Genomic DNA, 17,448 nt, shown 5'->3' on the forward strand with positions numbered 1-17,448 from the left:
TGCGCGTCGACTGATAGACGCATGTGAGCAAACGGAAGACCAGATCGTCTGATGCTGTAGCTTGTGTGAGTTCGGGAATGTGAGATAACTTTGACCGGAAGGTCTGAAGTCCCAGCTCAGCGATTCCCAGTTTCACCAGAAGCCAGACGAGTGCTGCGACGGCAGAAGAATCGGCTCCGCCACTCAGGGAAATCACAAAGCCATGAGAGCGACTTTTGCGCAGGTAATCAAACAGCCCCAGAGCAACGGCGCGGGAGAACTCTTCTGCTTTGACGGCTTGCGAAGTTTCCCAGGTTGCTGCTGCGGGAATGGCGGGGTCAGGTGCAATCTGTGGAAACCGAAACGACGCGACCACCCGGCGTTCACTCTGCCCCTGTTGATCTGGCTGAAAGCTCACCAGGCGGGCTCGATTCATGCGCGTCAGATCAATGTCGATCACAGCCGAGGTGACGACGACGTCCTGAAATGAGAGCCGCGGCCCTTCTGCCAGTAGGGCACCATTGCCGGTGATCAACGTGGCTCCATCATAGATCACACGCCCCGCTTCGTTGCCCAGCAGATTGGAATAGAGATAACTGACGCCATAAGCGCGGGAACTTTCCAGTACCAGGCGGCGACGGATCTCCTGTTTGCCAAAGGCGAAGTGGCTGGCACTGGGATTGAGAATCAGATCGACGGCGGCTTGAGATAAATCGCGCCCCGGACGGCGGGCCGCCCAGGCATCTTCACAGATTTCAAAACCAATGCGAATGCCACCGCATTCAAAAATCAGATTCCCCAGCGGATACGATTGACCTTCGATTTCAACCTGACTCACATGGGGCGAATTCCAGGCCTTGAACCAGCGTGGTTCGTAGTGAATCCCGTCTCCTGCCAGATGATTTTTCGCGACAAAGCCCAGGATCCGTTGATCGGCGATCAGGCAGGCACAGTTATAAAGTGCGCCTCCGTGGAACAGGGGAAGCCCCACCGAAACGATGATGCCTTCCGTCAAGGGAAGTATTTTCTGCAGTGCGTGCAGGGCTCTCCGTTGCACATCGGGTGAAAAGAACGCATCTTCACAACCATAGCCAGTGATGCATAATTCAGGCAGACAGATCAGGCTGGCGCCATCTGCGCGTGCCGTGGAAATTGCTGATTGAATCTGTTTTAGATTGCCTGTCCAGTCCAGCGGCGTCTGGTTGAGAGCAACTGCAGCGACCTGAATGAGTTGCATGGCCGTTTATCTCACTTTCTTTCCTTGTTTTTCCTACTTACGAATTCCACTACAGCGGATGAGGGTGCCGTGCTCTGAGTATTTCTGCTGTTTTAAATTCATGCAGTTCCTGTTCGAGTCCCACCGGATACTGATGCGGCGCGGTATGACGGCGGATACTGGTATGAAACTGTGAGAGTTGCAGCTGGACACGCTGCCGAATCTCCGTCAGTGATTCGCAGTCGTTGACGGCTTTTCCTGACCTGACAACGGGGATCAGCAGATCTTCTGCTTTCAGGTCCCGGCTGAGCAGACGACGTCGGGTCGGATCCAGGGGATCGACCACAATATCGCTGACGGGTTGTGGATTTAATTCATCATAGATCATGTCGGCAATCGCTCCTTCCGTATTGAAGAAGCGGCGCACCTGCAGAATACCGGGAGTGGATGTTTTAATAGCCTGTTCCGAGAGTTTGAGTTTGCGCTCCCAGACGCCGGTTTCATTCTGGATTGCCCCGAGTTTGTAAACGCCTCCCAGCGCCGGCTGATCGTAGGCGGTGACCAGCTTTGTTCCCACGCCCCAGACCGCGATCGTTGCCCCCTGCGATTTGAGGCTGGTGATGATGCCTTCATCCAGATCATTGCTGGCGACGATGGCAACCTTCGTCAAGCCGGCTTCATCCAGCAACTGCCGCGCTTCGATACTGAGATAGGCCAGGTCACCCGAGTCGAGGCGAATCCCCACCATTTCATGCCCCGCTTCACGCAATTGGAGCCCCACCTGGATCGCATTCCGCACGCCATCCAACGTGTCATAGGTATCTACCAGAAACACACAATTGTTCGGCATCGCCTCCGCGTATTCTTCGAACGCAGACAGTTCATCGTCAAAGGACATGACCCAGCTGTGAGCGTGTGTGCCTTTCACGGGAATCGAAAACAGCTTTCCTGCCAGTACATTCGATGTGGCAGAACAGCCTCCCAGATAGGCGGCGCGGCTGGCGGCCAGGCCTCCATCGATTCCCTGGGCGCGTCTGAGGCCGAACTCCAGCACCGGATCAGATCCGGCAGCAGCACAGATGCGGGCGGACTTGGTGGCGATCAGAGACTGATAATTGACCAGATTCAGGAGCGCTGTTTCCAGGAGCTGACACTGCAGGATGGGCCCCTTCACCCGGACCAGTGGTTCATGGGGAAAGACGACAGTCCCTTCAGGGACGGCGTCGAGATCACAGCGAAGTTCCAGCTGGCTCAGGTAACGTAAAAACTCACCGGAAAAGAGAGCCGCGCCATCGTTTCCTTCCAGGCCGGCCAGATAATCAATATCACTGTCCGTGAATTGAAACTGGTTCAGATAATCGAGCACATACTCAAGCCCAGCGGCGATCGTAAATCCACCCTGAAAGGGATTTTTACGAAAGAACAGATGAAACACCGCTTCCTGTTCGGAACGACCTGATTTCCAGTAGCCCTGGGCCATTGTCAGCTGATACAGGTCTGTCAGCAAAGCCAGCGGGGTCTGATAGATCTTGGATAGTTTCGACATGACTCATCTCCTTGTTAGTGTATTATCGACACTATCGCAGATAAAGTCAAGCAACGTTTGTTTATTTCCCCTTGAAATACCAGATACTCAGCGCCCACGGAAAAATGAGTATTCGAATTGTACTTAACACAACACGGTGTGCGTGGCAGCAGCATGATCTAACTCACAATTCGCAGGATGTATGGGAAAACACGAGATACTACCGACAAAAGAGGGATACCACCAAATCAGTTCACTTGAAAACGCCCCAATACGCTGTAGAGACGCTACCAGAATTTACAAAATCAATCTCAGTGTCGATGAATAATCAATGTACGCTTTGCCCAGTTCATTATCCAAGTCAATTTAAGCCAGGTTGTATAACCGCCAGAGAAAGCTGTCGAACACCATTGAGCCTGTTTCACGAAATTCACTTCTGAAGATCGGCAACATATCCTGACTGCGAATGCCTTCAAATGTAGCCAGATAGCAATCATGATTCAGCAGGAACTCATCCATGCGGGATTCAACTCCCGGATTTCGATTCAGTCTGTATTTTTGTGGAAGATTCGTAAAATGAGTATTTGCGATTTCCAAAGCATCTTCATGCAGCCGCGTCCCATTTCGACCAACATTTTCTCCGATACTCCAGAACTCACCGTCCTCTACCAATGCCGCTTTGATTGATTTTGCAATATGCTCCAGTTCAACAGTCCCACAGTATCATGCTGAATCGTGATCGAATCAATAACCAATGAAGCGCCTGCTCAGCCAGTTGTGACCGCTGGCATTTCTGTTCGTAAAGTACGGGGCTGAGTTGCTGCTTATTCTCGATTCGTACCAGGGGTGCCGCAATATATGAGTTACATGCAGGTAAAGGAAAAAGCCCAGACGACGATCTGATGATCGTTTACAGCAACAAAAATATTCATATGGACAGTACTTTCAGCTTTTCTTGACAGGATCTCGAATAATGATAGCATCCGACAAATTTGACTGTCCCTCGCAGTCTGCCATTCATATTGGAACTATTCGAGAGAAGGATCTCTGAAAAATGAACAGACATCAGGAAACATTCATGACGGTCAAAGAGTTGGGATCGAGCTGCCCGGCATATCGCCCCACTTTTGAATTAACCAGTACTTCTGATACGGAGAAAAGTTATATTGACTCAACACATGAACTACTCTCCATGTGTCGAGTGAAAAACGGATCGCTGATTCAACTGGAAAACAAAGGCTGGCGTCTTCAAAAGTATATTCCGGGATGGTTGCACCGGGCAGACGCGCTGAAGTTGTATGAAATGGCATACTTCGCCCAAGGTGACATACTGGAACTGGGTTCCTTCCGAGGGTTGAGTACAACCATCATGGCAAATGCGGTTCGAAACGCGCCCTCTGAAAAACACATCTACAGCGTTGATATGAGCCCGAAATGTGTCCGAAAAACGGCTGATACTCTGCGCCGCAATCAAGTTTCGGATCTGGTCACCACGATTTGCTCGGAAGGTGCCTTGGCAATTCGCACTCTTCGCGATGGTGGAAAGCGGTTTGCCTTCGCTTTTATTGATCATTCTCATGCCTATGAGCCAGTATTGAATGTCTGCCGAGAACTCGCATCTGTGATCACTCCGGGTGGATTTTGTTTGTTCCATGATTTCAATGATCCCCGAAATCGTGAAGAGGACAACAAGGATTACGGTGTCTACCAGGCAGTCAACACTGGATTGGATTCGGACCTATTTGAATTCTATGGTATTTATGGATGTACGGCTCTGTATCGTTTGAAGGAAGAAGCTGCCCAAAACTATGATTCTGGAACACAAACCAAGATCTCTGCCTGATCGCTGAACCGGGTTTTCGGGAATCTATAATCCACATTCAAGACAACAGATTTGCCGTCAATTTACCACTGTGGTCTCTTGCCAGTGTCGAGCGGTATCGCCGCTTCGACCTTGCGAGGTGATACGGGTTTTGCCCTGCCTGAGCTAATACGACTGCTGGAAGACTAAGTCTATTACTACTCTGTTCGCATCAAGCCCCATGCCTTTAGGAAGCTCGGAATCGGACATCCCCCACTGCAAGAGGATGGAGAACAACAGACGGACGCTAGTTTCGAGGGGACATCGTGTTAGATTAGACACAAAGTATGCCGGAGCAATTTCAGGCTCAACACAAACAGGATCTCCCCGGTTCAGAAGATATGGATACTCTAATGAAACACATTTTAATAACGGGAGGTTGTGGATTTATCGGTTCAAATTTCGTCCGATATCAACTCGCAGCATATCCGGATATTTCGGTAACGAACCTCGACAAATTGACTTACGCCGGCAATCTGGAAAACCTGAAAGAATTTGAATCTCATTCAGGTTACACCTTTGTAAAAGGGGATATTACAGACGCTGATTTTGTAAACTCCCTGTTCAATTCAAACGATTTCGATGCTGTCGTTAATTTTGCAGCCGAGTCACACGTGGATCGAAGTATTCTCGATTCCAGTCCATTTATTCATACAAATATCGTCGGCACTCAGGTTCTGCTGGATGCAGCACGCAATCGGAATATCGAACGCTATCTGCAAGTCTCGACAGACGAGGTTTATGGTAGCCTGGGAGCAGAAGGGTTATTCACAGAGACGACTCCGATCGCCCCCAACAGTCCGTATTCTGCTTCGAAAGCATCGGCTGACCTGTTAGTACGCAGTTATGTCAAAACCTTTGATTTTCCCGCGATTATCACCCGCTGCTCGAATAACTACGGTCCCTACCAGTTTCCAGAAAAACTGATCCCGTTATTCATCTCCAATGCCCAGGAAGACAAATCACTGCCGATCTACGGCAAAGGAACCAATGTGCGAGACTGGATTCATGTCGTCGACCATTGCCGGGGAATTGATGCCGCTTTAAGAAAAGGAAAGCCTGGCCAGGTCTACAACTTCGGCGGCAATGCAGAAATGCAGAATATTGAGATCACAAAACTGCTCCTGACTATTCTTAATAAACCAGAATCACTTATCAAATACGTCACAGACCGACCAGGACATGATTTACGCTATGCGATTGACTGCAGCAAAGCAGAAGCAGAATTAGGCTGGAAGCCTGAGACTGAATTTGATACAGGCCTAAAAGAGACGGTCCAGTGGTATCTTGATCACCCGGAATGGGTCAATCGAATCCGTTCAGGACAGTACATGAAATATTACGATCAGCAGTATGGCAACCGTTTAAATACGTAATCAGTAGTATGACTGAAAGTGATTTCATTACTTATTAAATGAGATGTACGCGCACGTAAGTGGTACGATTCCCTAACAACAAATGACAGTCTCAACGAGCCATCGCTGCCAGGCTTCGAGGGTGTCATCCCAACAGAATATGTCTGGCTCGATCTGGTCAATATCCAGGAATTACGGAATGGCATTGGTCGTGGAACCGATCCGTCCAATTTCACTCTATGCCATTTTTACTCAATGATTGAATAAGAATTACCGGTTTTCTGAATAGATGATTTATGGAAGCATCAAATAATATCTTGCTGCACAAAGATTGAAAGCAGGTCACTCTTCAATGGGTGACTCCTGTAAGTCCATTCAACAGCACCCTCTCTGATGGATTCCGTAAAAACTCAAGCCATTGAATATATTGAGACGAATCTCCTCCCTCGACGCGATCGTTCATCTAGCGGTACAGGGAATCATTGTTTTGTTACCGGCCGTATTCACAGCAATTATTCACCTCTATCAGCATCAGAAAATCGTGCTGTATTCACTGATGATCCATTTATTGCCCCCCAAGATCAGTGAGATGAATGGGCCTTCAGATGATGTCTTTCCGAACTCAATGGCAGGGTCGATAGACATCAGACGCTGACGGTCTGCACCGTGCAGCTAGTTCGGGCAGCCGAAGGCCTGAGTTCAGTCGATTATTGATGCATCATAAAAATGCAAATATGAAATCGCGATGGTCGAGATTAATCGTGTATTTTTGCCATATCTGTTAACTTTCCAGCATAAACCACCTGTAATTAAATGATTGAATTCGAATTGCAGAATAAACTATTTTTTGATATTACACCCCACTTCATGACTTATTTAGAACGGCATATGACAAAATCGACACACACATACACTTATGTCTATCTATTATCTACATAAAAAACTCAATCAATATAAGAGATCTTGACTACATCTTTTTGTAACGATTTTCAGTGGAAATGGTAAAGGAGTACCAATGGCAACTACTGCCAAAAAGCTAAAAGTCTTTTCAGACGATGAATTTTCAATGAAGTCTGACGACTCCCGAAAGAGTCCGGAAGGATGTTATATTGGTCCGAATGTCGTTATCCACGAAACTGCTAAAATTGGTCCTCACACTGTTATTCTGGGAAGTGATGAGAACGAAAACGCCTCGACAGTGATCGAAGAAAATGCAGAAGTCGGTGCCAATTCAACGATTTATCCAGGAATCAATCTAGGAGTCCTCTCCCGTGTTAATCCAGGATCAGTGGTAACACGTTCGGTCCCTCCGCTTGCTATCGTGGAAGGGAACCCAGCCAAAATCATCGGATATGTTAAGACATCTGAGATTCTTAAGGAACAAAATGCTGGCCATGAAAACAAATCCATCGCGGCAGCTACGCATCCCCTGCGTGTGAATGGAGTGACGTTCCACAATTTCAATATGGTGCCAGATTTAAGAGGAAGCCTCTCAGTTGGTGAATTCGAAAAAGAGATCCCTTTTGCTCCCAAACGCTATTTTCTGGTTTATGACGTCCCTACTGCCGAAACCCGGGGAGAACATGCCCATTTCACTTGTGCCCAATTTCTGATTGCCGTCAAGGGCAGTGTAAGTGTCGTTGTAGATGATGGAACTCTCCGGGATGAAATTTTACTGGATCGACCACAGGCAGGAATTTATCTCCCTCCGATGACCTGGGGCATCCAGTACAATTACTCATCCGACGCCGTTCTCCTGGTATTCGCCTCTGAGTATTATGATCCTGATGATTATATTCGCGATTACTCTCACTTTCTGGAACTCGTAAAAAAGGTAGCTTGATGCTTAATAAGAGATTCAGGCGATTCACATTCCATCCAGCAAATGATCGCAAGACTTTCTAACATCTATCCTGTTTCAAAGCTTTGAAAAGCTATTGACTTCACCACAGTTCATTTTCGTCTTTTGAATATAAATACTGGATAATCATGCAATCAGATCTTTCAACATTTTACTCAATTCTAGAACCGGAATTTTTAAGCGATATCAATTCATGGCATGGACATATTCCATTTGCTTTTGAACTCATCAGCCAACTCAAGCCGAAACGGTTTGTGGAACTTGGTACACATAAAGGAGATTCGTATCTGGCATTTTGCCAGGCGGTCGCTCATTTCCAATCAGAAACGAAGTGCTTTTCCGTTGATACCTGGGAAGGCGATGAACATGCCGGAACTGCCGAAGACCTGTACGGAGAAAATATTTACGAAGTCCTTTCAGCTTATCATGACGAACGATATCAATCATTTTCGACATTAATGAGAATGAAATTTGACGAAGCGCTTCCGCACTTTGAGGATGGAAGTATCGATTTATTACACATTGATGGCTTGCATACTTACGAAGCAGTCAAACATGACTTCGATACCTGGCTACCAAAGATGTCAGATCGTGGAGTGGTTTTATTCCACGATACAGTTGTCCGATACGGTAATTTTGGAGTATGGAAACTCTGGGAGGAACTTACAAATCAGTATCCCGGTTTTGAGCTTACACATTCTTATGGTTTGGGAGTACTCGCTGTCGGCACAAATCCACCAGAATGGATTTCACAGGCATGTGCACTGCCACCAGTTCAACAGGAAGCCTGGAAGAGGAAAGTGGAGTTTTATGGGAATGCGATTCTAAGTCACTCATTCAAAAAACAAAGCCAGTATTTCCAAGACCTTCTTGATCAGTGTTACGGGCAGATTCATAAACTGGAACATGAACTTGTTGAATTGCAAGATAAACTGGAAGAGAAATCAAAGAAAATCATGGTCGCCCAGATGATGATTGCCCGAAAAGACAAACGGCTATTATCCCTGAACGTTCAACTGGAGCACGCTGGAAAATTATTTACTGACACACAGGTCCATGTCAGAGACCAGGAATGCCATATTTCAGACCTTACAGATCAGCTTTCCATACAGAATTAAAGGATCATACAATGCAATTAGTAGACATTATCATACCGGTCTATGACGGACTCAGCGAGACCCGAAACTGCCTGATTTCACTAGCAGAATCACTCTCAGAGAACCAGATCGAGTGCAATGTAATTGTGATCAACGATCAGAGTCCAAATCAGGAACTGGTGGAATGGCTGCGTGGGTATTGTAAAGAAAACCAGATTCAGTTTATTGAAAATGAAACAAATCTCGGATTTGTGCGAACAGTCAATAAAGGCATGACCCTCTCCACAAATCGAGATGTTATTCTGTTGAATAGCGATACGATCGTCGCCAATAACTGGATCGACCGTCTGATCGATTGTGCCTATTCAAAACCAAATATCGGGACCGTAACTCCCGTATCAAATAACGCGACTATTTGCAGTTTTCCCAATTTCTGTCAGGAAAACCCACTCCCGCAAATGGAAGTCGCGCAACTCGACAAAGTCTTTTCTACGGTTAATTATGGGTGTAGTGTAGAGATTCCAACTGGTGTCGGCTTTTGCATGTTCATTCGACGCAAATGCCTGAAAGAAGTGGGAATATTGAATGAAGAAGCTTTTGGCAAAGGCTATGGTGAAGAAAACGATTTCTGCTGCCGTGCAAGTAAATTGGGCTGGGAAAACATTTATTGTCTGGATACGTTCGTCGCGCATGTGGGAAGTGTCAGTTTCTCTACCAAGAAAGAGGCTCTGGTTGAACACGCAATGGCAAAGCTGGAAGAACTTCATCCGGGCTACCATGAGAGTATCGCAGATCACATTCAAAATGATCCCGCCAAGATTTTTCGCGTCCGGGCCTACCTGGATATGATCTGTCAGTCACAATTGCCGAAAATATTGCTTGTCAGCCATAACCTGAATGGTGGAATTGAAACTCATATTCAGGAACTGATCCAACTCTACCGACATCAGGCTCATTTTCTGGTCCTCAAACAGAAAGAAAATCAGACCTATTCTCTTTCATTTGACCAATTTGAAGAAGAGTTTCAGTTTCAAATACCCGAGCAATATCAGGACCTGCTGTACCTGCTGAACATTCTTGGTTTATCATTAATTCATTTTCACCACCTGATCAATATCCATCCTCTCCTGCGAAATCTGGGAGATGATCTGGGCGTTGAACTGAACTTTACAGTTCATGACTTCTATTGCGTGAACGGAAATCCGACACTCACGAATAAGAAGGGAACTTACTGTACTGATCCTGACACCAGAGATCAATTGTGTGCCCAGGCAGTTCCCCTGCCCTGCAAAGGCAGTCCGGAAGACTGGCGAAATGAAATGCGGAATTTTTTAAGTAAATGTCAGCGAATTATTACTCCTTCCATAAGTACGGCCGAAATATTCAGTAGCTATTTTCCCGAAGTGGATTGTCAGGCGGCTTATCATCCCGATTCGGAGCTTGCCGATTATCCCTCTCCGACTAAATGGAAGCCTAATAAAAAGACTTTGAAAATTTTGACGCTTGGCGCAATAAGCCGTGTTAAAGGAGCCGAACTGCTGGAGAAAACAGCGGTGATGGCACAGAGTCAGGGCATCAAGCTGGAATTTCATTTAATGGGCTATGCGTATCGCCCGCTGAATGTTTGCATCAAAACTCATGGCCCCTACAAGTCAGAAGATCTGGCTGCAAAGCTGGCAAAAATTAAGCCGGATCTGATCTGGTTACCAGCCCAATGGCCCGAAACTTACAGTTACACACTGAGCGAAGCTCTGTTCGCAGGGATTCCAGTCGTTGTACCTGACATTGGTGCCTTCCCAGAACGGGTCAGCAAGCACCCAGCGGCACAGGTCTACCCCTGGAAATCATCTCCCGATGAAATGATCAAATTATTTTCAAAATTAAAGACAGAGGGTGCTCCCGAGGAAGCAGCAGAATTCCTGCCTGATCATCCAGAATATTCAGTCGACGGATTTTATGAAAAGCAATATTTGGCAAATTTAAAATGTCCGGCGAAAGTAAAAGCCTATTACCTGAGCAACGAATGGATAACATCATTTCTGGTACTAGAACCATTCGAAAAACAGCTATCCCGCTCTGAACGCATTTTAGTGAAAATCTTTCATTTCAGGGGAACTGCTGCAGGTCGTCTTCTAAGCCAGATGGTTCCGTTCGAATTCCAGCGAAAATTCAAACAGTGGTTATCAAAGAAGCCTATACATGAACTCACGAGCTAATTATGACAGGCCTGAAGTTGGAGTTATCATCGTAAACTACAATTCGGGCGAAAAACTGCTCCTGTGCATCGAATCACTTCTACAAGTGGATGCAGATATTAATATCGCGATCGTTGATAATGCCTCGTCCGATAACAGCCTGTCATTGTTGAAATCTGTGACTGTGCCTGAAGGAAAGCTGCAGATTATCCATAATGAAGATAATCTTGGCTTTGCCGTGGCCTGTAATATGGGAGCAAGGCGGGTCACAGGGGACTATCTGCTGTATTTAAACCCCGACTGTAAAATCCACCCGAACGCAATTTCAATAATGATCGCATGCCTGAAATCTGACTCCAGATTGGGCATGGCGGGAGGGCTGATTCAGAACAGTGATGGCTCCGAGCAGATTGGCTGTCGTCGTGCAGTCCCCACCCCCTGGCGGTCCCTGGTCCGTGTTTTTCATCTCTCGCGTCTGAAGAATCGATTTCCTCACCTGTTTTCAGACTTCAATCTACACCAACAGCCTCTACCCGAAGAGCCTGTCGAAGTCGAAGCAATCTCGGGTGCTTGTATGCTGGTTTCAAGAACGGCTTACGAAGATGTAGGAGGCCTCGATGAAAACTATTTCCTGCATTGCGAAGATCTGGACTGGTGTATGAGCTTCCGCAAACATAACTGGAAAATCATGTTCGTTCCTGACGCAAAAATCACACATTTTCAGGGAGCCTGCAGTCGTTCACGCCCCCTGTTTGTGGAATGGAATAAACACAAAGGAATGATGCGGTTTTATTATAAGTTTTTCCGGCATCAATACCCCCTTTTCCTGATATGGCTGGTTGCCCTGGGAGTCTGGTCACGCTTTGGATTGCTTGTGTGTTATTTTTCAGGAAAGCGTCTGCTGGAACATCTAAAATCGCTCACCTGGGATGCGAAACCAGCTGCTCTGGCGGTAAATGAGCGTCAGAATTAATCTGCTTATTATCTACTGTTTCAAAACTGCCAGGTAGCTATTCAATCAGCTTGACAGGGTAAATGTGACCGCAAAAATAGATTTCCCCTAACGGGGTAATATCTGCAATCTTCAATTTACCGCCAGCGATACTGCTGAATTTCAAGGGAAGTACAGGTCATCAAGAATAGAGCGGGTTAACCGTCAACAGCGAACAGGTGTGTTGATCTACCATATTTGTAACCCAGAGATTCGCTCACATGAATTACGGCTCTGTTAGTCGATTGCGTTGTATTTACGATGCAGGACACTCCTTGCTGCCCCATCCATTGCAGCAGAGAATGATTCAACTTTTTATATCCCCCCCTGCGTGATTCATCGACTGCTGTCAAAACCAGTCTTCCTAAAGTGTTGCCATTAACTGAACCAATATTTGCAGATCCACATATGAATGCACCTGGAGGGTTCATATCGATATCTGGTACGAGTACCACATCCGTTAACCCCCTTACACATTGTTCGACATATTCAGCGAGAAATTCATCAGCAGTCTCGCTGGAAAAGAAAGGATCTGCATGGAAACGGTCAAAGTCATTTCGAGCGATTTTCGCTACCTGTCGTAAATGGGGGATATCTGCTTCGACAGCCTTTCTGACTCGAAAACCGTTTTCAGGCGGCAGTTGATCCAGCTGACCTCGATAATAAGTCAGTCGCGTTTCCACTAATCTCATCCCCGCCTGCCCTAAAGCCTGCAATACGAGCTTATCTTCGGAGGGGACCTCGGAAAACAAATAAAATCGCTGATACTTTTCTATCAGTTCCTGCTTCAGATCCAGAATTAACTTTGCAATTTCAGACCGTGGATCCTGAATCTGACTGTCCCATTCAACGAAGTCGAGTCTTACGGTGGGACATTGAAAATAATTCGAATCCCAGTCCAGTTTTTTAAACCAGATACGAACGGTATTGCCGCGACTCTCCAGGCTGCCGGATTCCTGTGAAGCGGTCAACTCGTTCAATACTGCTGTAGAAATCTCGGCGGTCTGATCCCGCCAGAAACTGAATGGTGAGTAAAAAAAGGCACGCTGCTGAAAAGGGCTTAACCCTGAATCCATGGATCAGTCCTTAGATGATGGGAATTGGTGTTCGCGCAGCACGATGTGTAATGGCCTGGATTTTGTATTTTCATAAGTACGCCACGCATAAGAACCCACTATCCCTAAAGCAAAAATATTAAATGCGCCAAAGAAAACAATGGTAATAACCGTGGCTGTATAACCTGGGACTTCAATCCAGTTTAACAGGCGAAATATGATCACCAGCAGTCCGAAAAGAGCAGATAAACATGTTGTCAGCCCACCCAGATGAATCAACAGTCGGATAGGTAGATCCGTAAAGGCAAATGTACTGTCCATCAGGTAGTTGATTTTCTTTCTCAGAGTCCAAGCCGATTTCCCATGCTTACGCTCCTGACGTTCATAACTGATATATTTACGGCGAAACCCGACCCAGAACATCTGTGCAATCAGGGAACTGTGCCGTTCTTCCAGTTGCAGGAGCTGATCCCGAAAAGCGCGATTACAACCGAAAATGTCAACACCTCCCGGCGGGACGTCGGGAACCACAAAGCGGCGATAAAGTCCCCAGAATATCGATGAAGGCAGCTTTGTCATAAATGGATCATCCCTGGATTCACGGACAGCAATCACTACATCCACATCTCCGGCTGTTAACTCTGACCACATCTCCAGCACCAGTTCGGGTGGTTCCTGCAGATCAGCTGCCATCACCGCAAAATACTCTCCTGTTCCCGCCTGCAATCCGGCACGGATTGCTGCAAATGACCCAAAATTTCGGGAGAGCAATATTAATTGGGAAGCAAAGGGAAAATCATCCAGCTGCTTCAGGAGAATTTCATAGCAGCGGTCGGGACTCCCGTCGATGACAAATATGACTTCCATCTGACAGGGAGCTTTCTGATTTAATTCAGTCAGCGCACTCAATAGATCTTGAAGATTTGCTTCATTTTTATAGACCGGAATGATCAGTGAGCAAACAGGTTTAGACAATTCAATGCCCCTTTACAATTACCGCTATTTTCGATTCAAAGATCTGCCTGATGTAATCCAGTTCCTCGTCAGTAATTCCGGTATAGCAGGGCAGGGAAAAGATTTCCTGTGTGGCCTGCTGTGAATGTGGAAGATCGACTGCGCGAAACGACCTGGCACTGAGAGAATTCTGGTTCAGGTCCAGCACCGGGTAATGGATATCGGTAGCAACACCGTTTTCAATCAGTTCCTGACAGATCTGATCCCGCAGGGGATGACGTGCAACAAACAAATGACTCACATTCCCTTCAGCCGGAGTGGTCACAACATCGACGATCCCCTGGCAGGTCTGATTCAGATGATTGCAGATCGCACGACGTTTTTCATTAAAGGCATTCAAGTGCCTCAGTTTGACTCGCAGAATCGCTGCCTGTAATTCATCCAGACGACTGTTACGGCCATCGGGGACATCACTGCGATACTTTGAAGTCCAGCCATACTGTCGTAAGCAGCGACAACGTTCGGCCAGTTCATCATGTGAAGTGGTAATCGCCCCACCGTCGCCGAGCGCACTCAGGTTTTTCGTCGGATAAAAACTGAAAGTTGCAATGTCTGCGAGAGAACCAACAATTTCTCCCCCCACCATAGCCCCATGCGCCTGAGCACAGTCCTCCAGAATTTTTATGTTTTGATATCCGGCTGCATCTAATGTTGCTCTTAGTTCTCTTACATTGACTGCCTGACCGTATAAATGTGTGGCAATCACGCATCGAGTTCGAGGCGAGACTGCTGCAGGAACTGACCGATAATCAAGCAGTAGATGGTCAGGTTCCACATCCACATATACGGGAACCGCTCCCACCAGATTACAGGCTGTGGTGGAATAACCGCCGGCATTGGCAACGGTGATCACTTCGTCACCCGGCCCCACACCTAAAGCCCTTAAGGCAATTTCCAGTGCGTCAGTCCCATTGCCTACTGCACAACAATGACGCGTCTGACAATATTGAGCAAACTCCTGCTCGAACGCAGTAACATTGCTGCCCAGAATATAAATGCCGCTTTCAATGACCTGTTCGATGGCCAAATTAATTTCCTGCGCGAATGCATCATTTTCGCGTTTAGGCTGATTAAAGAGGATTTTCATTTTGTTTATACATCTCTAAATGTTTGATCTTATAAATACCGGGCTCGAATCCCGGATCAATTCGTAATGACTCTTTGAGTAAATCACCTGGTATGGAAAACAGTAAATGATTCATCCCCTGATTTAACTTGATCTGCAGCTGATTTCTTGCAACGTACTCTGCTTGATTTTTATAGCGATAAAAGAAAAACAATGTCGTATCTGCAGGGGAACTCATATCACAGCGTAAGAAAACTGTATCACCTCCATCAGCTTTTAATGACGGTATGTAAATCTGTCCCGGCACATTCCTAACATTCACGGTGACCTGGTCTTGCTCTAATTTTCCTGTGGAATTGACAAACCTGACCTGATCCAGATCTGTCTTCAAATCAAAAATCAGTTCTGATTTATCGATCTCAGTATCCGGTTCTATTATTCGGATTCCCCCAAACCCGGGATTGTATTGAACTCGACACATGGCACAGGGAATTTCATCAGTACAGAGCATCGAAAGCTGTGGAGATGAATAAGGGCCTAATTTGACAATTGTAATTCCGTTTTTCAAGGCCACTGAGCCGTTTGCAGGCCAGACAGGCATACGATCTGCATATTGCATTATGGACCGTTGTTCTTCTAATGTTGCCGGGCGAAATTCATCAACTCCCATCGATCGCATCATCGATAATACACGGTGGACACTTCCCTGATCCCAACTATAAAACGAGGCACCGAGAGACTCTTTTTCTACAATCAAAGAATATTTTTCTCGAGTGATATGTCCTACCAACGCGTAGGCTTTTTTATCTGTTGGTCTGACATTCGGCCCATAATCCAGTTCATCGATACGATTCAATATCCGTATACTCAAGGACCGATCCGCTTGCCACGTGATATAATCAGAAAAGGCAAATCGATTATTAATCGAAATGAACTGAAATAGAGTTGTCACCACTCCCAGAATGATCAGTGCCCGGATTGCTTGTGAAGAAATTGAAAGTGACAGAAAAACAAGGCCGCTAAGTACCAGTGGTACTGCCAACAGCGCTCTGGTAGGCATTACACCTTCATTAAGCAGATTCAATGAAAAAGGTGCTGACACGATTAAAAACAAAAGCATCAGACCAGTAAGCTTGCTGGCGAATGAAGATGATTTATGCAGTATTTGAAAGAGAACAACAGATACCGCCAGAGTGAACACAAAAAAAAGCGAATAAATATTCTGGTCATAAATATCATCTCTGCCAAGATAAGTATTTTTCATTGACGAGATAATATTTGAAGCTGTTTGGGAAATGTATTCATAGCTGAACTGAAATCTAACAAATGAATCTATGTATTCATCTGGTTCAATATTTAAATAGAATCGAAAAACATACAAAAACAGGTAGTATACTATGAAACCCGACCCTACAAAAAACAGAAACGAAAGGAGTGAGTGGAACTTCTGTTTAACATCAATACGGTCTTCTATGCATTCCCTTAATATCGAAAAACAGCATAAGGTTATTAGCCAGGGTAGAAACGCTTGATAGACGCCAATCGTGAAAGCAATTAATAATACAGAAATGAGCCAGTTGATTTTTCCACGCCAGAAAATAAAAATATATACTGACAAGGCTCCTGTTAAAAAACCTATGCCAACCCCATAATTTAATGTGTTAAAGCTATATATGTAATAAAGAGTGGGGCAAGCCATAAACAGAGGCGCGGCGATATAATCCCTAACTGTTCGCTCTGAGGAGAGAATCCTAACGATCAAAGAGAAAGACAATGCGGAACATACCAGCGAGAAGAAAAAAGGAGCAAATGGGATAATGGGATTTGCTGGATATAAGTAATTAAGCAGGTACATTGACCAGCGTCCCTGCTCTACCCAGTCAAGATAGTGTGATACATCTGGCCTTAATCTTTCCGCATAATTTTCTTCATCAATCGAAAGGGTAAAATTGAACAGTTCGTAAGTAAACGAAAAACAGCACAGCACCAACAGATAACTTAGCCAGTAACGCTCTTTTTTAATCCATTTGATTAAAAGGGGCTGATTTTCAGACATATTATCACTCATTGAGGTGTCCCGTGATTGACTTTATTGCCCCAGGCCTTTTTCCTCAGAAATTTAAGATTTTGAATTTCATATTCTTCTGTAATATTCATCAGATCAATTCGTAATGACTGTTTGAGTAAATCACCTGGTATGGAAAACAGTAAATGATTCATCCCCTGATTTAAC

The 17,448-nt window shown here is 45.8% G+C and carries 13 protein-coding genes; 6 read left to right on the plus strand and 7 right to left on the minus strand.

The window, feature by feature from the left end:
- The 3 genes from AACZ40_RS21015 to AACZ40_RS21025 all read right to left on the minus strand — a co-directional run.
- Positions 1 to 1,216, minus strand: a 1,216-nt coding sequence (locus AACZ40_RS21015) for a nitrilase-related carbon-nitrogen hydrolase (RefSeq protein WP_339675737.1), incomplete at its 3' end; no start/stop codon positions are given.
- Between the two features lie 49 nt (positions 1,217 to 1,265).
- Positions 1,266 to 2,741 carry a nicotinate phosphoribosyltransferase gene (locus tag AACZ40_RS21020; RefSeq protein WP_291168825.1) on the minus strand — a complete coding sequence of 492 codons (1,476 nt, stop codon included), beginning with the start codon at positions 2,739 to 2,741 and terminating at the stop codon, positions 1,266 to 1,268.
- 345 nt (positions 2,742 to 3,086) lie between these two features.
- Positions 3,087 to 3,239, minus strand: a complete 153-nt coding sequence (locus tag AACZ40_RS21025; protein WP_291168823.1) for a hypothetical protein — start codon at positions 3,237 to 3,239, stop codon at positions 3,087 to 3,089.
- Positions 3,240 to 3,798: 559 nt separating this feature from the next.
- Between AACZ40_RS21025 and AACZ40_RS21030 the strand changes: the two genes are divergently transcribed.
- From AACZ40_RS21030 to AACZ40_RS21055, 6 genes are all read left to right on the plus strand, one after another.
- Positions 3,799 to 4,563, plus strand: coding sequence for a class I SAM-dependent methyltransferase (locus AACZ40_RS21030; protein WP_291168821.1), 765 nt, complete (start codon positions 3,799 to 3,801; stop codon positions 4,561 to 4,563).
- Positions 4,564 to 4,934: 371 nt separating this feature from the next.
- Positions 4,935 to 5,957: a dTDP-glucose 4,6-dehydratase gene (gene rfbB, locus AACZ40_RS21035; protein ID WP_291168819.1), complete on the plus strand. Its 1,023-nt coding sequence runs from the start codon at positions 4,935 to 4,937 to the stop codon at positions 5,955 to 5,957.
- Positions 5,958 to 6,951: 994 nt separating this feature from the next.
- Positions 6,952 to 7,779: a WxcM-like domain-containing protein gene (locus AACZ40_RS21040; protein WP_291168817.1), complete on the plus strand. Its 828-nt coding sequence runs from the start codon at positions 6,952 to 6,954 to the stop codon at positions 7,777 to 7,779.
- Between the two features lie 146 nt (positions 7,780 to 7,925).
- Complete coding sequence (locus AACZ40_RS21045) at positions 7,926 to 8,915, plus strand: class I SAM-dependent methyltransferase (RefSeq protein WP_291168815.1); 990 nt, start codon at positions 7,926 to 7,928, stop codon at positions 8,913 to 8,915.
- An 11-nt stretch (positions 8,916 to 8,926) separates the two neighbouring features.
- Positions 8,927 to 11,110 (plus strand): glycosyltransferase, encoded by a 2,184-nt coding sequence (locus AACZ40_RS21050; protein WP_291168813.1) that lies wholly within the window; start codon positions 8,927 to 8,929, stop codon positions 11,108 to 11,110.
- The gene (locus AACZ40_RS21055; RefSeq protein ID WP_291168811.1) at positions 11,094 to 12,062 is read left to right on the plus strand and encodes a glycosyltransferase family 2 protein; all 969 of its coding nucleotides are present in this window, start codon (positions 11,094 to 11,096) and stop codon (positions 12,060 to 12,062) included. The genes AACZ40_RS21050 and AACZ40_RS21055 overlap by 17 nt, the downstream gene beginning before the upstream one ends.
- A gap of 176 nt (positions 12,063 to 12,238) precedes the next feature.
- Here the strand turns inward: AACZ40_RS21055 and AACZ40_RS21060 are convergent, their stop codons facing one another.
- Genes AACZ40_RS21060 through AACZ40_RS21075 form a run of 4 tightly spaced genes read right to left on the minus strand, consistent with a single transcriptional unit; the run spans position 12,239 to position 17,283 of the window.
- Positions 12,239 to 13,156, minus strand: coding sequence for a hypothetical protein (locus tag AACZ40_RS21060; RefSeq protein WP_291168810.1), 918 nt, complete (start codon positions 13,154 to 13,156; stop codon positions 12,239 to 12,241).
- A 3-nt stretch (positions 13,157 to 13,159) separates the two neighbouring features.
- Complete coding sequence (locus tag AACZ40_RS21065) at positions 13,160 to 14,110, minus strand: glycosyltransferase family 2 protein (protein ID WP_291168808.1); 951 nt, start codon at positions 14,108 to 14,110, stop codon at positions 13,160 to 13,162.
- Between the two features lies 1 nt (position 14,111).
- Complete coding sequence (locus AACZ40_RS21070; protein WP_291168806.1) at positions 14,112 to 15,236, minus strand: DegT/DnrJ/EryC1/StrS family aminotransferase; 1,125 nt, start codon at positions 15,234 to 15,236, stop codon at positions 14,112 to 14,114.
- Positions 15,220 to 17,283, minus strand: coding sequence for a glucosyltransferase domain-containing protein (locus tag AACZ40_RS21075; protein WP_339675746.1), 2,064 nt, complete (start codon positions 17,281 to 17,283; stop codon positions 15,220 to 15,222). The genes AACZ40_RS21070 and AACZ40_RS21075 overlap by 17 nt, the downstream gene beginning before the upstream one ends.
- Between the last annotated feature and the right edge of the window lie 165 nt (positions 17,284 to 17,448).

It is taken from the genome of uncultured Gimesia sp. (assembly GCF_963972345.1).
Lineage (GTDB): Bacteria > Planctomycetota > Planctomycetia > Planctomycetales > Planctomycetaceae > Gimesia.

Excerpts from the sequence above, each read along its gene's own strand:
- AACZ40_RS21020 (WP_291168825.1), bottom strand. The coding sequence starts at position 2,741 with ATGTCGAAACTATCCAAGATCTATCAGACCCCGCTGGCTTTGCTGACA.
- AACZ40_RS21025 (WP_291168823.1), bottom strand. The coding sequence starts at position 3,239 with ATGGATGAGTTCCTGCTGAATCATGATTGCTATCTGGCTACATTTGAA.
- AACZ40_RS21030 (WP_291168821.1), top strand. The coding sequence starts at position 3,799 with ATGACGGTCAAAGAGTTGGGATCGAGCTGCCCGGCATATCGCCCCACT.
- rfbB (WP_291168819.1), top strand. The coding sequence starts at position 4,935 with ATGAAACACATTTTAATAACGGGAGGTTGTGGATTTATCGGTTCAAAT.
- AACZ40_RS21040 (WP_291168817.1), top strand. The coding sequence starts at position 6,952 with ATGGCAACTACTGCCAAAAAGCTAAAAGTCTTTTCAGACGATGAATTT.
- AACZ40_RS21045 (WP_291168815.1), top strand. The coding sequence starts at position 7,926 with ATGCAATCAGATCTTTCAACATTTTACTCAATTCTAGAACCGGAATTT.
- AACZ40_RS21050 (WP_291168813.1), top strand. The coding sequence starts at position 8,927 with ATGCAATTAGTAGACATTATCATACCGGTCTATGACGGACTCAGCGAG.
- AACZ40_RS21055 (WP_291168811.1), top strand. The coding sequence starts at position 11,094 with ATGAACTCACGAGCTAATTATGACAGGCCTGAAGTTGGAGTTATCATC.
- AACZ40_RS21060 (WP_291168810.1), bottom strand. The coding sequence starts at position 13,156 with ATGGATTCAGGGTTAAGCCCTTTTCAGCAGCGTGCCTTTTTTTACTCA.
- AACZ40_RS21070 (WP_291168806.1), bottom strand. The coding sequence starts at position 15,236 with ATGAAAATCCTCTTTAATCAGCCTAAACGCGAAAATGATGCATTCGCG.
- AACZ40_RS21075 (WP_339675746.1), bottom strand. The coding sequence starts at position 17,283 with ATGAGTGATAATATGTCTGAAAATCAGCCCCTTTTAATCAAATGGATT.